16 protein-coding genes are annotated in these 18,967 nt (G+C 42.6%); 2 read left to right on the top strand and 14 right to left on the bottom strand.

Annotation, left to right across the window (positions count from 1 at the left end):
• Positions 1-239 precede the first annotated feature (239 nt).
• The 3 genes from EI161_RS03250 to mfd form a co-directional block, all read right to left on the bottom strand.
• Entirely contained in the window at positions 240-1,661 is a 1,422-nt protein-coding gene (locus EI161_RS03250) for an adenylate/guanylate cyclase domain-containing protein (protein WP_192528995.1), read from the bottom strand.
• A 313-nt stretch (positions 1,662-1,974) separates the two neighbouring features.
• The gene (locus EI161_RS03255; protein ID WP_192522485.1) at positions 1,975-2,406 is read right to left on the bottom strand and encodes an HIT domain-containing protein; all 432 of its coding nucleotides are present in this window, start codon (positions 2,404-2,406) and stop codon (positions 1,975-1,977) included.
• A 228-nt stretch (positions 2,407-2,634) separates the two neighbouring features.
• Positions 2,635-6,342 (bottom strand): transcription-repair coupling factor, encoded by a 3,708-nt coding sequence (gene mfd / locus EI161_RS03260; protein WP_192528996.1) that lies wholly within the window; start codon positions 6,340-6,342, stop codon positions 2,635-2,637.
• A gap of 314 nt (positions 6,343-6,656) precedes the next feature.
• Here mfd and EI161_RS03265 point away from each other — a divergent pair, with 314 nt between their 5' ends.
• The gene (locus tag EI161_RS03265; RefSeq protein ID WP_192528997.1) at positions 6,657-8,291 is read left to right on the top strand and encodes a BCCT family transporter; all 1,635 of its coding nucleotides are present in this window, start codon (positions 6,657-6,659) and stop codon (positions 8,289-8,291) included.
• Positions 8,292-8,495: 204 nt separating this feature from the next.
• Here EI161_RS03265 and rraA read toward each other — a convergent pair whose 3' ends face one another.
• Both rraA and EI161_RS03275 read right to left on the bottom strand, forming a co-directional pair.
• Entirely contained in the window at positions 8,496-9,011 is a 516-nt protein-coding gene (gene rraA, locus EI161_RS03270; protein ID WP_225735204.1) for a ribonuclease E activity regulator RraA, read from the bottom strand.
• 135 nt (positions 9,012-9,146) lie between these two features.
• Entirely contained in the window at positions 9,147-9,848 is a 702-nt protein-coding gene (locus EI161_RS03275) for an NAD-dependent epimerase/dehydratase family protein (RefSeq protein ID WP_192522481.1), read from the bottom strand.
• A gap of 657 nt (positions 9,849-10,505) precedes the next feature.
• Here EI161_RS03275 and rpsT point away from each other — a divergent pair.
• Positions 10,506-10,772: a 30S ribosomal protein S20 gene (gene rpsT / locus EI161_RS03280; RefSeq protein WP_192522480.1), complete on the top strand. Its 267-nt coding sequence runs from the start codon at positions 10,506-10,508 to the stop codon at positions 10,770-10,772.
• Between the two features lie 131 nt (positions 10,773-10,903).
• Here the strand turns inward: rpsT and EI161_RS03285 are convergent, their stop codons facing one another.
• The 9 genes from EI161_RS03285 to EI161_RS03325 all read right to left on the bottom strand — a co-directional run bounded on the left by EI161_RS03285 (position 10,904) and on the right by EI161_RS03325 (position 18,964).
• Complete coding sequence (locus tag EI161_RS03285; protein WP_192522479.1) at positions 10,904-11,740, bottom strand: histidine phosphatase family protein; 837 nt, start codon at positions 11,738-11,740, stop codon at positions 10,904-10,906.
• Between the two features lie 125 nt (positions 11,741-11,865).
• A complete protein-coding gene (locus EI161_RS03290; protein WP_192522478.1) occupies positions 11,866-12,666 on the bottom strand; it encodes a metallophosphoesterase in 801 nt (266 codons plus the stop codon).
• Between the two features lie 119 nt (positions 12,667-12,785).
• Complete coding sequence (gene pyrF, locus EI161_RS03295) at positions 12,786-13,484, bottom strand: orotidine-5'-phosphate decarboxylase (RefSeq protein ID WP_192522477.1); 699 nt, start codon at positions 13,482-13,484, stop codon at positions 12,786-12,788.
• Between the two features lie 76 nt (positions 13,485-13,560).
• Complete coding sequence (locus EI161_RS03300) at positions 13,561-13,971, bottom strand: LapA family protein (protein WP_192522476.1); 411 nt, start codon at positions 13,969-13,971, stop codon at positions 13,561-13,563.
• A gap of 116 nt (positions 13,972-14,087) precedes the next feature.
• A complete protein-coding gene (locus EI161_RS03305) occupies positions 14,088-14,393 on the bottom strand; it encodes an integration host factor subunit beta (protein ID WP_192522475.1) in 306 nt (101 codons plus the stop codon).
• A gap of 284 nt (positions 14,394-14,677) precedes the next feature.
• Positions 14,678-16,366 carry a 30S ribosomal protein S1 gene (gene rpsA, locus EI161_RS03310; protein ID WP_192522474.1) on the bottom strand — a complete coding sequence of 563 codons (1,689 nt, stop codon included), beginning with the start codon at positions 16,364-16,366 and terminating at the stop codon, positions 14,678-14,680.
• A 326-nt stretch (positions 16,367-16,692) separates the two neighbouring features.
• On the bottom strand, positions 16,693-17,463 hold the full coding sequence (gene cmk, locus EI161_RS03315; RefSeq protein WP_192522473.1) for a (d)CMP kinase: 771 nt from the start codon (positions 17,461-17,463) through the stop codon (positions 16,693-16,695).
• A gap of 172 nt (positions 17,464-17,635) precedes the next feature.
• Complete coding sequence (gene tadA, locus EI161_RS03320) at positions 17,636-18,226, bottom strand: tRNA adenosine(34) deaminase TadA (RefSeq protein WP_192522472.1); 591 nt, start codon at positions 18,224-18,226, stop codon at positions 17,636-17,638.
• The gene (locus EI161_RS03325; RefSeq protein WP_192522471.1) at positions 18,227-18,964 is read right to left on the bottom strand and encodes a uracil-DNA glycosylase; all 738 of its coding nucleotides are present in this window, start codon (positions 18,962-18,964) and stop codon (positions 18,227-18,229) included. It lies immediately after the preceding gene.
• Positions 18,965-18,967 lie beyond the last annotated feature (3 nt).

Below are 18,967 nucleotides of genomic sequence, written 5' to 3' on the forward strand. Positions count from 1 at the left end.
TTCTCTTTGTTGTGGTAAACAAGAGTGTAAGGCGTTGCTTATTTTTTTCAACTATTTCCCAATTCTATACAGCCCCTAGGGTGTGTCATAAATTTGTTTGTTGTTATATTAAAAAAGCCAGCTATCATATGATAGCTGGCTTTTTTCCACTTAAACGTATTTATGTACGTCAATCCAAAATAAAAGAAATACAAGTCAAATAGTGCATCCCATCTTAAAAAACAGTATTTCTTGAGCGCTTAATTAGGGTTGCTATCGCTACGTTTACTTTCTGCTTCTATATCAGTGGCTACCTTTTCTTGCTCCTGCTCAACACGCTCAAGCGCAAAATTTAATCGCGCTCTGATATCCTGATAATCACTGTCACTCATATCTTTAAAGTTCAGATGCAAGTTAAACCCTGGTAGCGTGTGGTCAACCCACTTTGATAAATGTCCCTTATGCGTATCAGGATCAAATACTTTCCAGGCGTTTACCTTGTTATCAAATCCTTTTAGCTGAAACGCGCCAGCATGCTGGCACTCATAATTATGGCAAATATAATCATAAGTACTTTCGCTTACCAATATCTCATCTTTACCCGCACTAGACTCTAGTCTTGACGCCAGATTGGCCTCTTTACCAATCAATGTATAGCTAAGACGGTTGTTACTGCCAAAATTACCAACATGACAATAGCCTGTACTGATGCCAATACGTATGTACAGCCCCTCAAAGCCCATCAACCGCCATTTCTGCCTCAAAGTTCGCATTTCACGGCGCATATCTATTGCCATTGCAATACAGTCTAAAGCATCTTGGCGCGCACCGCGGCTATCTGGCTCACCAAAAAAACACACCATGCCATCTCCAATAAACTTATCCAAAACGGCGCCATGCTTGTTGGCAATCAAAGTCATGCAATGCATATAGGTATTCAAAATATCCGCCAAATTATCAGGGCTTAGGCTATCAGAAAGTTCAGTAAAACCAACAATGTCTGAAAACATAATGGTCAGCTTGGCACGCTTATTAGAAACGTTAACGGGAATGTCTTCCTTAACAATTGGCTCCCAGACCTGCGGTGGTACAAAGCGCGTCAATTTATTGATGACCGATACCATGGTACTTAGCCGCCCTACTGCCTGATGAGCACGTGCTTCATGATTGATATATTCCCTATAAACATAGCGAAACTGGTATAAAATGACAGTTATAGTTGCTAATAGTACTACAGAGGGTAGCCAGCCTTCATAACAGTCCATATTGGGACCGTTTAAGGTCACACTGACATAATAAAAAGCAATAACCGTCACTATCGACACAGTAATGAGCTTAAGCTGGTTCTCAGAATTGCTGATAATGACGCGAAGGCTGATTAAGGCGGCTAGACTGATAGACATCACAGCGCAGAACTGTAACGACCCTATCACCACTGCCAATAAAATAACGACAATATTAGAGGTCCAAAAACTGCTTTGGCGTCGATAATTATAAATCAGGATCATTAAACTTGGCAGGCAAACAATGACAAGAAGTGCCATTGAGCGGGGATTAAAATTGAAATGTACAGCGAGAAGTATGACCGTGAGGATTAAGACAAATACTTCCGGATAGTCAAACCGATAGCTGCCTTCATTTACTGAAGGTAGCTTCGGTCTCAACGTATCTAAAAAAGGCATATGAGATGTTCGCTTAAGCAAAACAGATTATCAAAAAAATAAAGAGAACATAATTTCAGCAACGGCCTCTCATGATAAGTACAGTATAGATTATCTAATCAATATTATACGTTTTAAAGGTAATAAAACCTAGGTCACTGATAACTAAAAGCATACCACCTGTCATACAACCTGACTAAAAGCATGTTCAAATAGCAAAAATTAAACTAAAAATAGAAAAGCCAGATAATACTTATCTGGCTTTTCATAGCTCCTAAACCTATTCAGTATAGGACAGAAACAGTCAAATACCTTAACCTTTGCTTCAACTTTATTACATTTGCCAATCAAATGGCATTTGATGATGACCACGTAATGCCATCATCAAAGTTTGCTGCATTTGTGCCAGCACTTCTTTGGTATAAGGAACAGCAGGCACGCCCCATACTGGGTTTGGCCATTGCATGTCATTTTGATAGCGAACGATATGATGGAAATGTAGCTGCGGCACTTGATTGCCAAGGGCTGCCACATTCATTTTATCGGCTTGAAAAGTTTTGGCTAGCTGGCTTGATAACCAGCTCGATTCACGCAAAAACTGCGCTTGATCTGCCTCCGATAATTCATACAATTCTTTGATACCCGATACGCGCGGTACCAATATCAACCAAGGAAACTGACAATCATTAATTAAACGACAGGTTGATAATGGGAAATCACCCACTAAAAAACTATCGGCAGCAAGTTTATGATGAAGTTGGAACATAATAACGGTTCTCTTGTTATGACGCTTAGATAAAAGAAGGTAAAAACTTAAAAGGATAAAACATGAATAAGTAACGATTTAGTTCTGAAAACATAGTGCTAAAAACAATATAGTGCTGAAAATAAAGGCTTAAAATACGATATCACTATTTTATCAGTTATCCAGCCGATAAAATAGCACCACGACTCATTACCTTAGTCTTATCTAACCACGATGATTGGTTTATCGCTAAGCGGACTCCGCCACCATATGCTCGCTAAAATAGTGTAACAACTCCTGAATAACGGTCACACGTTGCTGCGGTGTTTCAAGCTTATCGCCATCTTGATAGCGAATACCAGACGCGCCATTCATACGATAGTTCTGCCCATTTGATTGAATCAATTTAATAATAGCTAGAGCATCGACTGGGGTATCTGGTGCGAACTCTAACGTCATACTACTACTATTGGCATCAATTTTATTAATCTTTAGCGGCTCTGCTTGTATGCGCAGTCCGTGAATGGCAAAAAGATGCTTGGTTTGATCAGGTAGTGTACCAAAGCGATCAATCATCTCAGTGCGAATATCGGTCAACGCCTCTTTATCATCGGCATTACCAATACGTTTATAAAATAATAAACGCTGATGCACATCGTGCAAGTACTCTTCTGGTATCAGCGCAGAGCTGTGCAGGTTAATTTCACTGGTGAGCGACAGTGGTGTGCTTAAATCAGGCTCCTTACCCGCTTTGATTGCTTTTGTTGCCCGCTCCAGCATGTCCATATATAAACTAAAGCCAATCGCCTGCATATTACCACTTTGCTGCTTACCGAGTATCTCACCGGCACCGCGAATCTCTAAATCTTCACTGGCCAGCATAAAGCCTGCACCCAGGGTATTAGCGCGCTCAATGGCATGCAATCGACGTTTGGCATCGCCTTTAAGTCCTTTAATAGACGGTACGAGTAGATAGCAATAGGCCTGATGGTGACTGCGACCCACGCGGCCACGTAACTGATGCAACTGCGCCAAGCCAAATTTATCAGCGCGTTCAATAATAATCGTATTGGCATTGGGCACATCGATACCGGTTTCGATAATGGTTGAGCATATCAGTACGTTGAATTTTTTATGATAAAACTGCTGCATGACTTGTTCTAGTTGACGCTCTTGCATTTGCCCATGAGCGACCCCTACTCGTGCCTCAGGAACCAGCTCACGGATAGTTTCTGCCATACGTTCGATACTGGCCACATCATTATGTAATAAGTAAACCTGACCGCCACGCAGTAGCTCACGTAAAATAGCTTCTTTCATCAAGGCTTCTGTTTTTTGCATCACAAAGGTTTTAATCGCAAGGCGACGGGCAGGTGGCGTAGCAATAATCGACATATCACGCATACCAGAGAGCGCCATATTCAGCGTTCTAGGGATTGGGGTCGCTGTCATCGACATACTGTCCACATCGGTTTGAATCGCCTTGATACGCTCTTTATGGCGCACGCCAAAGCGATGTTCTTCATCGACAATCATCAAACCTAAGTTAGAAAACTTCACGTCAGGTTGTAATAGTTTATGCGTACCGATAACGATATCGACCTTGCCTGCTGCGAGGTCTGTTAAAACCGTTTCCTGATGCTTTTTGCCACCAAAGCGCGAGAGCGTTTCAATACGTACTGGCCAATCCGCAAAGCGATCGCGGAAATTGTCTTCATGCTGACCTGCTAGCAATGTCGTAGGCACCAATACAGCCACTTGATAGCCGGCGCTGACCGCAATAAAAGCTGCGCGCATCGCAACTTCTGTTTTACCAAAACCCACGTCGCCACAGATAAGGCGATCCATCGGTTGGTTTTGCCTCATGTCTTCCATAACCGCATGGATAGCATTGGCTTGGTCAGGCGTTTCTTCAAAAGCAAATTGACTGGCAAATAACTCATATTGCGATGGGTCTATTTTAAAATGAATGCCTACTTTGGCTTCGCGCCGTGCTTGCATATTGAGAAGCTCAGCGGCAACATCGTGAATTTGTTCTAACGCTTTTTGCTTAGCCTTATCCCATTTGCCGCTACCGATTTTGTGTAATGGCGCAAGCGCAGGGTCGCCGCCACTATAGCGGTTAATCATTTGCAAATTAGCGACTGGCACATAAATACTGGCATCATCAGCGTATTTTAGATGAATAAACTCTTGCTCACCATCACCGACATCTAGCGTAATCAAACCGTTATAACGCCCAATACCGTGTTCGATATGGACCACAGGACTGCCATCCGTTATTTCGGTCACGCTTTTAACTAAGAACTCTTCTGACACACCGCTTTGGCGACGACGGCGTGTTTGCAGTACTTGCCGACCAAACAATTGTGTCTCACTAATCAGCACCAAGCGCTCAGGGACATATACCCCGCGCTCAATGGGTGCAACGGTTAGACCAACCTGTGGTAAATTTTTATCGTTAAGCGCGCGCGTTTTATCAGCGGCTAAAAACGCTTCAAAACTGTCATAGGCTTTGATATCGATTTTGCCTTTAAACAGCTCAATAAGAATCTCACGGCGACCCGCTGTTTCGGCAACCACCAATACTGGTGTCGCGGTTTGCGCTTGTAGCTCTAAAAATGCCAATAGCTCCGTAAGAGGCTCTGCCTTTTGATGGTTCACTGCTAGCTGAGGTGGTTCTTGAGCACTAAGCGTCACTAAACCTTGCTGTTTATTTGGTTGTTGCTCAAGCTCTAATGATAAATCGTCACTATCGATCGCGGCGACATCTGTCATTGTCGCTAGCTCATCACGCGCACTAAGTATCACGCGTGGATAATGATTGAGATGTTCATTAAGCGTATTAGACAATAAATATAATAACTCAGGGGCAACGATAGGTTTATCGATATCATGACGACGCTCTTCATAGCGGCGCTGGATTTGTGACCAATAATCTGCCTGTTTTTCGTTAATCAATTCATCAGTAATAAATAAAGCATCGCTTGGCAAGTAAGAAAACAAACTGCTCTCGTTTTCCCAATCTTTTAAATCAAAAAATAATGGCTGATAGTATTCAAGTCCACTACTCGCGATACCCGCCATCACATCTTTGTGCAGCTCAAACTTACGGCTACTGGCATTAGGAAACATCGCGGCAAAATTTGTCCGGAACGTCTCACGCCCTTCATCGAGTGGAAACTCTTTTGCCGGTAGTATTTGGAATTGTTGAATAGGTTTTGAGATATCTGGCAGTTTATGCAGTAGCGACAGTGATTCTTTGCCCATACTATTATCGTTGCCACTCATCATGGTTTTCAGGTCGTCAACGGTTAATGTGCGCTGGGTCTGCGGATTAAAAAAACGAATCGTTTCAATCTCGTCATCAAATAAGTCTAGACGCAACGGAAACGGCTGCCCCATCGCAAAAATATCAATGATACTACCCCGTACCGCAAACTCACCCGGCTCAAAGACATTTTCTACTGCGCGGTAGCCAGCCTTTGCTAGTAATGTACGCTGAGTATTGATATCAAATCGATCACCCACACTTAAATCAAAATGCTGTCCAATCAGCCAGCTGGGCGGTGCCACACGATGCATCAGTGCTTGTACTGATATTAGCAACACGCCTGAGGTTGGCATGTCAGTTAATAGGTTGATACGCTCGCTGACGATATCCTGATGCGGTGACAGCTCATCATAAGTCAGCGTTTCCCAATCAGGAAACACATAAGCATCGACCCCACTAAATGCCAACTCTGTTTCTATTTGATTGAGCTGATTTTGATCGCGGGTTACCACGACCTTTAGCCGATCAGCAATATCCCATATCGGTGTTTGCACCAAGCTTGCCAGCCACAAACTACTGACCGCACCATGCACAGGTGCTAGCCAACGCCTCTGGGCATTTTGGATAGGGAATAACTGCTGGTTAATAGGGTCAAAAGCGTCAGTCAAAGCAGTGATAGGCATAAAGGATAGGGTCAACGTTAAGAGTCAGAAAGCTATTATACGAATATTTTAGCAATTACCAAAATTTATGCCGTAACGGTTTGTCACTTAGTCTATTGCTTTGTCATCCGCCTGCTAATTATTTGACAACGGACTACTCTTTCTGACCACTGAGATTTATAGCCACCATAACAGGGTTGCGTGCTCATTTGACAAGGCTAGGTATTTTGTTAACATAGTTTGCTTTTTTACAAAAAAGTTCATATATCAACACAGGATGTTATATCTGCGCCTAAAAAAGTGCCCCTTCGCTAAAATCAGGATCTTTATTACCTATGAAAGAGCACAAAAAAATCCCCAAAGTTTTACTCGATAAATTCCAACGTAGGCTTTATACCACCAAGCATGAAGTTGGTGAAAACAATATTAATATTTTTGGGTTGGAGCTACATAACCCAGTGTTTTTTGTCACTGCTCTTGCGGTTATTGCCTTTGTATTATTCACCTTAATCCTTCCCGATGTCTCTAAATTATGGCTCAATGGTACTAAAAATTGGGTGGTAAATAGTTTTGATTGGTTCTTTATCAGCGCCGCCAACATCATGGTGGTATTCTGCCTGTTACTCATTGTCTCACCCTATGGCAATATTCGGATTGGCGGTGTTAATGCCAAACCCGACTTTAACCGACGTTCATGGTTGGCCATGCTGTTCGCGGCGGGTATGGGCATTGGCCTGATGTTTTGGAGCGTCGCTGAACCTTTAGCGTACGCCAGTGGCTGGGCGGGTACGCCGCTTGGTGTCGAAGCCGATAGCCCCGAAGCCTTTAGAGCAGCAATGGGCGCGACCATGTATCATTGGGGGCTACACCCATGGGCTGTGTATGCAGTAGTTGGCTTGTCATTGGCAATATTCGCCTATAACTTTCGTTTCCCTTTGACCATGCGCTCGGTATTTTATCCTCTACTAAAAGAAAAAACCTGGGGATGGCCGGGGCATATTATTGATGTGATGGCTGTATTGGCTACTATTTTTGGCTTAGCAACGTCTCTTGGTCTAGGCGCCCAACAAGCGGCGAGCGGATTGAACTACCTATTTGGCTGGGACTTTGCCGGCAATACCCTTGAGATGATCATCATTATATTGGTGACCGGTCTGGCAACCATATCTGTGGCACGCGGTATCGATGGCGGGGTGAAGTTTTTAAGTAATATCAATATGATCGTAGCGGCCTTGCTATTATTGTTTGTCTTTTTTGTCGGCGACTCCTTAGGATTACTCGTTAAAATAGGCGCAACAGCGGTTGATTATATCAGCTATATCATTCCCTTATCCAATCCTGTAGGTCGCAGCGACAGTAACTTCTTCCATACTTGGACTATATTTTATTGGGCTTGGTGGATCAGCTGGTCACCATTCGTAGGGATGTTTATTGCGCGTATTTCTAAAGGGCGTACGGTACGTGAATTTGTTATCTCGGTAATGCTAGCGCCTACTATCGTCACTATCGTTTGGATGACCGTATTTGGACAAACAGGCCTCAGTCAATATACCAATCAAATGGGTGAATTATCAGGTGGCATTAGCGATGCTTCGCTAACCTTGTTTCAGATGCTTGATAACTTGCCATTGGCTACCTTTACCTCATTGATTGCTGTTATTTTAGTGATGGTGTTTTTTGTGACCTCATCAGACTCAGGATCATTGGTCATCGATACTATCACGGCAGGCGGCAAGCTTGAATCACCGATGTCGCAGCGCGTATTTTGGGCGATTGCCGAAGGCTGTATTGCCATTGCCCTACTTTATGGTGGCGGTACTGAGGCGCTAACCACCATTCAAGCAGGCTCTGTTAGTACCGGTCTACCCTTCACCTTTCTGTTGATTATCATGTGTATCAGTCTATGGTTAGGGTTACGCCGTATTTACAAGGCTCGTGAACAGATGCTTTCAGAATTAGAAAAGTATTGATAGCAGAGTTTGAAAGTAGCTAGGTTTAGAAGTGGTCATATTTAAAAACGACTCTCTAAAAGCCTGCAAAAACTAGAAACTTATCAGTTATTTAAACGCAAAAATCCCAGCTTTTGACAGGCTGGGATTTTTTATTGGCTGTGTTTGTAGTGGTTTATTCTATAGGGCTAACAACATCCTTAAAAACCAAGTTTCGCTTCACCCTTATATTAAAGGTTTGTCGCTAGCGATAACACCATTATTGTCTGCGTAAACAAACATACCAGAGTTTAATACTAAATCACCAAAGCTGATTTCAATATCAGTCTGACCTTCATCGCGACGAGTCGATTTGCGCGGGATACAGCCTAATGCTATTACGCCAACATCCATCTGTGCCATATCATCGACATCACGAACACATCCATATACGACTACACCCGCCCAGCCATTATCAATGGCTGCTTGGGCAATCATGTCGCCTAACAGCGCGCAACGCATAGAGCCGCCACCATCGACGACCAAAATCTTGCCATTGCCGTCTTTATCTTTGCCATTGCTGTTTAGTAGTGATTTGACACGGCTGTTATCTTCAAAGCATTTAACCGTCACAATTTCACCGCAAAACTTGTCCTTGCCGCCAAAACTATAAAACGACTTACCTTCAATATTGGGCAAGCACACTTGTGATTCAGGATTGGCATCCAACAAATCACAAGTTACAAAGTTTTCTTTATTCATCGTTGTTGCTTCTGGCATGGTTAGACTCCTTGTCTTTAATTATGTTTTTAATCGTACTTTTAACTATGGAAACATCGTTCTTGATTAAGCTATTTAGTGGGTTAAGCCATTTCAAAACCTAGGCTCATTGATAGCTTAATGTTTTACTCGGGTCATCGCAAGCATCTGTTTATTTTCGATAATTTCAGTGGTTCTAATCATCGGTTCGGTACGATATTTACTGCGCTCATAAATGCTATGCGCGCTCATAGCCATGGCATTGGCAACACGTTTCGCAGAAATGGGGTGCAGTGAAAGCGACTCAGACACCAGCGGCGAGATAAGCTTAAAGGCTTTTTGACCCATACTTTCCAGTGGCCGACCTTTATGCTTACCCAATAATAATGAAGGGCGAAAAATGACTAGCTGTGCAAAATCTAACGCCATAATAGTACGTTCAGTTTCAGCTTTTACCCGATTGTATAAAAAGCGACTCTCGGCCTCGGCATTCATTGAGGACAATAAAAAGAAGTTTTCAACGCCTTTATCTTGGCACAATTTGGCAAAATTTACATTATAGTCGTGGTCTACTTTACGAAAAGCCTCATCACTACCCGCTTGTTTTTTTGTGGTGCCAAGGCAGCTAAAAGCATCCGTATTTCGATCAACACCAACATTTGCAAATATTTCAGCCAAGTTTTCAAAATCGTTCACCTGATAAAAGCGCATGCAGGCATTGATATAGCGTGGCGGTCGCCGTGCAATCACAATTAACGTATCATAAAGCTCACTAAGCTGCTTAACAAGATGCTGCCCTACCAGTCCTGTCGCGCCAATTACAATTGCTTTTCGCTGCATATCCTACCCATTTATATAGTGTTGGAGAACTTTACCAAGATGAGAAGAGGGGGTGTTAGAAAATCCTTGATTTAGTATCATACCTAAATTAACAGAAGACTGACGCTATTCTACAGAATTTATTGTAAAAGATTTTATCAGTAATGAGGCTTATTGAACCAACACTATTTTTTATAACTATAATGACAACCTGTTCGATAAAAAAAATACTGCGGGACTGGAAAGCTTTTATTTAAGACATAAATTTTGCAGCGTAGGCACAGCAAGCCAGAACAATCTATACCAGTCGCACGTCTAACATCATGTACCTATGTTATTTAGTATCAGCGTTATTTTAGTATCGACGATACAAAGAATGGCTCAATAAACACCCTAAAAAACAGTTATCCATATAGGGACACAACTTCTTTAAGCATTAATCATCAAATATATTGTTCTAAGCGCGATAATTTGCTAAGATAACCGGCTTTACACGTCAACGCTGTTTAATTATTCCAAACAGTTCTGGCGCTTGCGATGTTCCTATTGATATTAGATACTTTAATATTAGACATCGACATCATGTTTGACGAGACGGCTGCTCGTCACCGATGATTGTTAAACCCATTATTGTAATCAACATTCATATTTTTATCTGTCTTTATCAAGGAGATACGCGTGGCTAATACTGCACAAGCTCGTAAACGCGCCCGTCAAAACACCAAACGTCGTCAGGACTCTGCGTCACAACGCTCTATGGTTCGTACTTACTTAAAACGTGTTGACGCGGCTATCGCTGCTAAAGATTATGACGCGGCTACCGAAGCTTACAAAAAAGCGGTACCGGTTCTTGATCGTATGGCCGACAAAGGTATTATTCATAAGAATAAAGCTGCTCGTCGTAAGAGCCGCCTAAATAAAACAATCAAAGGCCTACAAGCTTAAGATTTGTATTGTTTGGACCCCATGATGCTTTGAGAGCATCATGACGAAAACCTTGTCACTGGTTCTAATACTGGGGCAAGGTTTTTTATGCCTGCTCAAAAATATCCCTTTCAGCACATAATAGAAAGATTTTATGTCCACTTAACCTCTGGTGGCAATAGCAACTTGTTAGGATGAAACCCAGCCGCGCGGTAACCATCCAACAAAGTATGAATCGGACGCACATAAACCTCACCGCGCCAGACAAAGTAGGCGCTGGCTTGTTCAAATGGCTTATCATCAAACCACAAAAACACTCCCTCCATCATCTTTGGCCAATCGTTCCAGTCAATCTCACTCACATCAAACATCACTGCTAAGAATGCAGACAACAAGGTATCATGGCTGACAGCCAACATGAGATGCCCGTCTTGCGGCTGATTTTGATAAAAAAGCGATAAAATATCAAGTCCCCCTTGATAGGCATTTTTAGTGCCTTCAAGATTGCCTTGTAAGAATCGATTAATAAAGTTGAGCACACCAATTTCTTTAAAGATTGGATTGGCTATATCAGGTTCGGTCACGAGGCTGCCAGGTTCGACCAGTAACGACTGATGCGCAATATCTCGACGCAGCCCTGCTCCTTCTTGCATCAACTGTGCAGTATCAATACAGCGCCCTATTGGGCTTGAGATACTATCGACATCGAGTGAATACGGCAGATGTCCTGATAACCAACGGCCCCAAGATTTTGCCAGCACACGACCTCTAGGCGTCAGTGGCAACTGATAACTGGCAAAGCCATTACCATCAGAACGCTCACGTAGAGAGTGCCTAGTAAATAAAATAAGGCGCTTATCTTTAGGCAATAAACTGACCGAAGAAATCATGCTATCAGGCAGGTGAGAAGGTGCTGGCGCACTTGGGATGTGATTCCCAAGCCTCTCAACAGATGGCTTTGATAATGGGTTATTAGAAGTTTTACTCATGACACAAGACTAGCAGATTTTCTGAGAGTAATGAACTAAATATAAATTCAGTTGCAATATAAGCAAGCTGAATGGAAGACACGCTCTAATAGCAGAGAAATTGAGGCACGTCCTCAAAAAGTCCCCTATTCGCCAATATCAATCACTCTATCCCATGCAAACGCTAATGCCGTACTGCTAACCTCATTGGGGTAAGCACGTGGATTGACGATCACGCGTGTCTTATTAATCTGATAATCAAATGCTTCGTGGGTATGACCATGTACCCATAATATTGGTGCCCAATCTTCATGCATCCATGCAGAAAAATCACTGACAAAAGCAGCATTACTCGGTAAGTCAGCAAATTTCTCAGATACAGATAACGGGCTAATACTATGATGACTCATGACTACAGTTTTTTTGCCCAACTCTTTAGCGGTTATTAATGCTTGTTTTAACCAATGACGGTGCTTAGCATGAATCTGCATAGATACTTCAGGTGAAAATAACTCGCTACCAGCATAGATTTGCTTATAGTCACGCATAAACCGCGTAACAACTGCCATAGTGTCTTCATTAGCTTGATACTGATAGTCCGTCCAAAGTGTACAGCCTAAGATTCTTACTTCGCCAATATCAATATGCTGGCACTGCAAAACGCGAACGCCAGTTTTTGATTCAGCATTATAATTGTCCCAAGTCGCCAGCTTTTTATCGAAATGTAGCACATCTTCATTGAAATACTCATGGTTGCCAGCAATGGTGATAAGAGGGACTTGTAAGCGCTCTGCTTGCTCTTGTAGCCACGGCATACCACTATCACTATTGGCAGTGTCTCCCGCCACTAGCACGATATCTGCGTCGGTTTTGGGGATGTGTCCCATCGGATGTGACTGACGCGCATAACTATCAATATGTAAGTCACTCAAAATCTGTAATTTCATATGATCCAATATTCTTAAATAAACCCAAATAGTTTAGCACCTTTTCACCTACCCGCAAAAACTAAAAAAGACAGCGGCTTAGGCTGTCTTTTTTAGTTTTTCTGGCGCATTATAAAGTATTAAATACCTTTAAGTATCGTCTGCAATTTAGCCGCAGGATCTGCAGCTTGAGTAATTGAACGCCCAATCACCAGATAATCAGAACCATCACTTAATGCCTGTTTTGGAGTACAAATGCGCTTTTGGTCATCTGTATTGTCATCAGGCAAGCGTATACCTGGGGTCACCAGTTTAAAATCATCACCGCACAATTTCTTAAGCGTTTTTGCCTCTTGTGCTGAGCACACCACGCCATCAAGACCTGCTTGCTTAGTCAATTGAGCTAAGCGGCTCACTTGTGCATCCAGACCGTCAGTGATACCCGTTTGCATGAGTGCTTCGTTATCCATAGAAGTCAATACGGTGACTGCGATCAACAGTGTTTCAAAGTTTCCATCTAACAAACGCTGCTTTGCTAATGACATCGCATCGTAGCCGGCGCTTGCATGGACATTTACCATCCATACTCCCAGCTCAGCAGCTGCTAATACTGCTTGCGCTGTGGTATTCGGGATATCATGGAACTTTAAATCTAAAAACACCTCAAACCGACGCTGATGTAATGCTTTGATTATGTCAGGGCCACAGCGGGTAAAGAGCTCTTTACCTACTTTTAATCGGCATAACGCCGGATCTAATTGGTCAGCGAGTGCTAGAGAGTCATCCTTAGTCATATTGTCTAATGCGACGATGACTGGAGAGCTAATTGTGTTGTTCATGGTTATGCCACTTTATATCAGGTTTATCACATAATTATAAGACGATTTATCAGCAACAGATTGACTATTTACCCAATCAATAATCTCGCTTTTTCTTGGTTAAGCTTGCACCTTCGTCATTATTATCTGCTATGCCATTCTGTACGTTTTCAGCCGTGGCGCCATAGACGGCTTCGTCTACTGTTGGCGAATTCGCTTGACGATCAATAACGACATTGGCTTGGTTTATCTGTTCTTGCAAATTGGCGTTCGCCTTTTGTAAACGCGAAATTTCCCACTTGTTTTGTAAAACACGGAAAATGAGCAACGCTAATAAAATACCAATGACGATGCCAAGTATCAGGCAGAGGATCAGTAGCAACCCTAAGTTCATCGTCGGTGCTTGCGAAAACAGCAAATTCACGCCGACTTCCGTATTATTTGCCAATACCAAACCCAGAGAATAAGCAAAGCTCAAAAACAGTAATACAAATAGTAAAAAGCGCATGAGACGTATACCTCGGTTTGAAATATTATTAATCTTTTAAGAGCAGGACGGTCACAAAGATAGCTGACAAATCATTTCATAGAGCACGCTTACTCACTCTATGATTTATGGCTACACTAGCTATTTGCAACGGTATCATTGACTGCTTCGCGTAGCGCTTTACCCGGCTTAAAATGTGGGATAGCCTTGGCGGGTACGGGGACGCTTTCCCCTGTTTTAGGGTTACGCCCTAAACGAGCACGGCGATGATGGAGACAAAAACTCCCAAACCCACGCACTTCTACCCGACCATCATTGGCTAAAGTATGGGTCATCAAATTTAATATTTCACGCACTGCATCATCGACAACGGTATCCGTTATGTTGTCACAGTTCGCACTCAAATTACTAATAAATTCGGACTTATTAATCGCTTGCTGCATTATTACGCTTGCCTTGTTGATTGATGGATAAGATCATTTTGAGTCCAAACCACATAAATTATGCTAACAGCGGTAAGTTTACTCGTTAAGCCAATTATTAACTTATAATGATTCAAATTCAGGTGTACATCTCGTTACTCGATGTTGTAAATGATAGCGGATATTAGTGTAAATGGAAATAAGAGTTTACCCATTTGGGCAAAACCCTAATAGCAATATCAAAATTCACTCATAAAAAAAAGCGACCGGGGTCGCTTTTTTTATATTACTTTTATATCAATAACTTACTGCATTTGTTCTTTGATCAAGTCACCAATGGTTTTTGGCTGTGCATCAGAACCTGCAGCTGGAGTAGTACCTGCGCCGCCTAGATCTTTAATCGCTTGACGCTCTTCAGCTTCGTCTTTCGCTTTGATAGACAAGTTGATGTTGCGTGTTTTACGATCAACACTGATGATCTTAGCTTCAACGTCATCACCAACGCTTAGATGCTTAGTTGCATCTTCAACGCGGTCACGTTGGATCTCAGAGGCACGTAGATACGCTTCAACTTCATCAGCAAGCTCAATAGTAGCACCTTTAGCGTCTACTTCTTTTACTTTACCATTAACGATAGCACCACGGTCGTTACCGACTAGGTATTCGTTGAATGGATCAGAGCTTAACTGCTTCACGCCTAGGCTAATACGGTTTGCTTCTGCATCTACAGACAATACCATTGCTTCAACGGTGTCGCCTTTGTTGTAGTTACGGATAGCGTCTTCGCCAGTTTCGTTCCAAGAGATATCAGACAGATGTACAAGACCATCAATACCACCATCTAGACCGATAAAGATACCGAAATCAGTGATTGATTTGATCGTACCAGTGATTTTATCACCGCGCTCATGTTTCTTATCAAACTCATCCCATGGATTGGCTAGAGTCTGTTTGATACCCAAGCTAATACGGCGACGCTCTTCGTCGATATCAAGAATCATTACTTCAACTTCATCACCCACTTGAACTACTTTTGATGGGTGGATGTTTTTGTTGGTATGATCCATTTCTGATACGTGTACTAGACCTTCGATACCTTCAGAAATTTCAGCGAAGCAACCATAATCAGTTAGGTTAGTAACGCGTGCTTTAACCACACTACCTACTGGGTATGTGCCGCCAACGTTATCCCAAGGATCAGTACCAAGTTGTTTTAGACCTAGGCTAACGCGGTTACGCTCACGGTCAAACTTCAATACTTTAACTTTTAGGTCTTGACCAACTTCAACCACCTCAGATGGGTGCTTGATACGACGCCATGCCATGTCAGTGATGTGCAATAGACCATCAATACCGCCAAGGTCAACGAACGCACCGTAATCAGTTAGATTCTTAACGATACCTTCGATCTCGATACCTTCTTCAAGCTTGTTCAGTAGCTCTTCGCGCTCAGCTGAGTTTTCAGCTTCCATAACAGCGCGGCGGCTTACCACAACGTTATTACGCTTTTGGTCAAGCTTGATAACTTTGAACTCTAGCTCTTTACCTTCAAGATGCGTCGTATCACGAATAGGACGTACATCTACTAATGAACCTGGTAAAAACGCACGTACTGAACCGATATCTACAGTGAAACCGCCTTTAACTTTGCTTGAGATAATACCTTTTACGATCTCATCATTGTCAGAGATTTTTTCAAGGATATTCCAGGTCTCAACACGTTTGGCTTTTTCGCGTGACAGTAAGGTTTGACCCATACCGTTATCAACCGCTTCAACCACGACATCAACGCTATCGCCAACTTCAACTTCAAGTTCGCCTTCTTCGCTTAAAAACTCTTCACGAGCGACGATACCTTCAGATTTAAGACCAGTATCTACTGTGATCCAATCGTTATCGATGGCCACAACAGCACCTGTAATAACCGAGCCACGCTCGATATCCAGACCCTGCTCTTCAATGCTCGCTTCAAATAGTTCAGCAAATGATTCCATTATGTCTACCTTTGTATAGCCGTATCCTGTCCAGCACAGTACGGATCAAATTTATGACTGCATAAAACGAGAATACTGGTTTTATATCTTATGCAATCATATATAAAAACGATTGTTGGTAATAAGCAAATGGTTCAGAAAACTCACTAGCAACAATGGTTTTACATCAAAAAATTTTATATTCTTAATCTTTATACTTTTTAAACAGAGCCTTTTAGATAGCATCTTTGATGCCTACCTAAAGACTATCAAACTATTACTACTATAATATTATACTAAAACCCATCCTCATTGTAAGCTTTTTAGTGCTTACTATGTTGTTTTTATTAACTATTAAAACAAATACCTTTCGCCTGACAGTGCCTTTTAACTTGCTCATAGACAGTATCAGCATCTAATGTTGAGCTATCAAGTAGCAAAGCATCTTTTGCAGGTTTAGAAGGTGACGTCTGACGATTTTCGTCACGATCATCACGGGCTTTAATGGTTGATAAAATTGCCTGATAATTAGCCTGTTGACCTGCTTTTATTAATTGTAATACACGACGTTCAGCACGTGCTTGGGCGCTGGCAGTCAAAAACACTTTAACATCAGCATCTGGAAACACTACCGTACCCATATCACGACCATCAGCAACCAACCCTGAGCGCGTTGCCATATCTTGCTGCAAAGCTAACAGCGCTTGTCGTACTGTTGGATAAACTGCCACCTGTGACGCATAACCGCCAACGGTTTCGTTGCGAACTTGCTCACCGACTGCTTCACCATTCACAACGATATCGACACGCCCTGAATCAGTATTAGGCTCAAATACAATCTGCAAGCTTTGAGTCAATTCTAATAGCGCCGCTTCGTCAATTGTTTGGCTAGCATCTGCTGTAATCAACCCCGCTTCAAACGCCTTGAGTCCGACAATACGGTATAACGCCCCTGAGTCTAGCAACTGATATCCTAAGGTCTGTGCTAAACGCCACGTGACTGTGCCTTTGCCTGCACCACTTGGGCCGTCAATACAGATAACAGGGTAACGCACTATTTGAGCCTGGCGGTCATCGTCACTATTAAGTGTAGAGCGATCAGTAGTAGAGACAGTCATAATACTCACTTAATAGTAGGCGATACTTGTATGGCTTTTTGCATATTAATAACAAAGCAATATTTACTTATATATCAAACATTTGACAGCAACTTAACCACTTCACCATCAAATAGGGCAATATTATAGCAAAGAAACCTGCCTATCACTAGCAGCAAGACTGATATCATTGTTAATGAGGCATACTGGCTTTATTTTTTGCCACTTTTCGGCGCTCACGAAAAAACGTTCTGAGCATCTGGCTGCTATGCTCGCCGCACAAGCCCTTATGTACTTCGATAGTATGATTATAAAAAGGTTGCTCAGGCAGATTCAGTTGACTGCCAACCATGCCAGCGCGCGGCTCACTCGCTGCATAGATTAACCTATCAACTCTTGCATGAATCAGTGCACCTATGCACATGGTACAAGGCTCCAAGGTCACATATAGGGTCGTCTGTAGCGGCAAGCGATAGTTTTTTAGACGTGCGCAGGCATCTCGCAGCGCCACAATTTCGGCATGAGCCGTTGCATCATGGCGACCAATTGGCTCATTAAAGCCTTGGCCAATGACTTGCTGCTGATGCACCAGTATCGCTCCTACAGGAACTTCCCCATACTTAGCGCCCTTTTTAGCCAGTTTCAGCGCTTGTTGCATCCATTTAACATCGTCAACCGACCAGAATGTACTGGTTTTAAGCTGCTCGCTTATGAACGTTCCATCGATGGATAAGCTATCTGATAAATAATAAGGCGGCAATTGGTGATGTAGAGAATTTATCATTTATTGCGGTAACTGCCAATCGATGGGTGTTTGACCATACTGTTTTAGATAATCATTGGTTTTAGAGAATGGTTTAGAGCCAAAGAAACCACCACGGTTGGCAGCTAATGGCGATGGGTGTACCGCAGTCAGAATTAAGTGTTTATCAGTATTGATATACTTGCCTTTTTTCTGCGCTTTACTGCCCCACAGAATAAATACGGTATGCTCTGTTTGCTCATTAACCACATCAATCACCGCATCGGTAAACTGCTCCCAACCTTTATTTTGATGGCTGTTTGGCTCGCCTTCTTTTACCGTCAATGAGCTGTTTAATAGCAAAACGCCTTGCTCTGCCCAATAGGTCAAATCACCATGTGCTGAATAGCTAGTGTCAATATCATCTGCCATCTCTTTCAATAAGTTGTTAAGAGACGGTGGCTTTGGGATCGCTTTGGGTACAGAAAAGGATAAGCCCATTGCTTGCCCTGGACGATGATAAGGGTCTTGTCCCAAAATGACGACCTTGACCTGAGATAAGGGGGTCAGATTAAAGGCATTAAACATCAGCGGCGCTGGTGGATAAATACTGTCATCTGATTGGTACACTTCTTTTAAAAATGCCCGCAGGCTATCCATATTATCAGAGGTCAATTCTTCCGCTAACGCTTCTTTCCAGTCTTCTGGCAAGCGCACATTGTCTAAAATCACTTGCTTTTGCGCTTGTGTCTTTGCTGGCTGTTCATCGAACAATTCCATAAT

The sequence above is a fragment of the Psychrobacter sp. FME5 genome, assembly GCF_014861375.1.
In the GTDB taxonomy this organism is placed as follows: Bacteria; Pseudomonadota; Gammaproteobacteria; order Pseudomonadales; family Moraxellaceae; genus Psychrobacter.

What these genes read in the sequence shown, in the direction of transcription:
- EI161_RS03250 (WP_192528995.1), bottom strand. Translation starts at nt 1,661, where the DNA reads ATGCCTTTTTTAGATACGTTGAGACCGAAGCTACCTTCAGTAAATGAA.
- EI161_RS03255 (WP_192522485.1), bottom strand. Translation starts at nt 2,406, where the DNA reads ATGTTCCAACTTCATCATAAACTTGCTGCCGATAGTTTTTTAGTGGGT.
- EI161_RS03265 (WP_192528997.1), top strand. Translation starts at nt 6,657, where the DNA reads ATGAAAGAGCACAAAAAAATCCCCAAAGTTTTACTCGATAAATTCCAA.
- mfd (WP_192528996.1), bottom strand. Translation starts at nt 6,342, where the DNA reads ATGCCTATCACTGCTTTGACTGACGCTTTTGACCCTATTAACCAGCAG.
- rraA (WP_225735204.1), bottom strand. Translation starts at nt 9,011, where the DNA reads ATGAATAAAGAAAACTTTGTAACTTGTGATTTGTTGGATGCCAATCCT.
- pyrF (WP_192522477.1), bottom strand. Translation starts at nt 13,484, where the DNA reads ATGAACAACACAATTAGCTCTCCAGTCATCGTCGCATTAGACAATATG.
- EI161_RS03325 (WP_192522471.1), bottom strand. Translation starts at nt 18,964, where the DNA reads ATGGAATTGTTCGATGAACAGCCAGCAAAGACACAAGCGCAAAAGCAA.
- tadA (WP_192522472.1), bottom strand. Translation starts at nt 18,226, where the DNA reads ATGATAAATTCTCTACATCACCAATTGCCGCCTTATTATTTATCAGAT.
- EI161_RS03290 (WP_192522478.1), bottom strand. Translation starts at nt 12,666, where the DNA reads ATGAAATTACAGATTTTGAGTGACTTACATATTGATAGTTATGCGCGT.
- rpsA (WP_192522474.1), bottom strand. Translation starts at nt 16,366, where the DNA reads ATGGAATCATTTGCTGAACTATTTGAAGCGAGCATTGAAGAGCAGGGT.
- EI161_RS03275 (WP_192522481.1), bottom strand. Translation starts at nt 9,848, where the DNA reads ATGCAGCGAAAAGCAATTGTAATTGGCGCGACAGGACTGGTAGGGCAG.
- EI161_RS03285 (WP_192522479.1), bottom strand. Translation starts at nt 11,740, where the DNA reads ATGAGTAAAACTTCTAATAACCCATTATCAAAGCCATCTGTTGAGAGG.
- cmk (WP_192522473.1), bottom strand. Translation starts at nt 17,463, where the DNA reads ATGACTGTCTCTACTACTGATCGCTCTACACTTAATAGTGACGATGAC.
- EI161_RS03300 (WP_192522476.1), bottom strand. Translation starts at nt 13,971, where the DNA reads ATGCGCTTTTTACTATTTGTATTACTGTTTTTGAGCTTTGCTTATTCT.
- EI161_RS03305 (WP_192522475.1), bottom strand. Translation starts at nt 14,393, where the DNA reads ATGCAGCAAGCGATTAATAAGTCCGAATTTATTAGTAATTTGAGTGCG.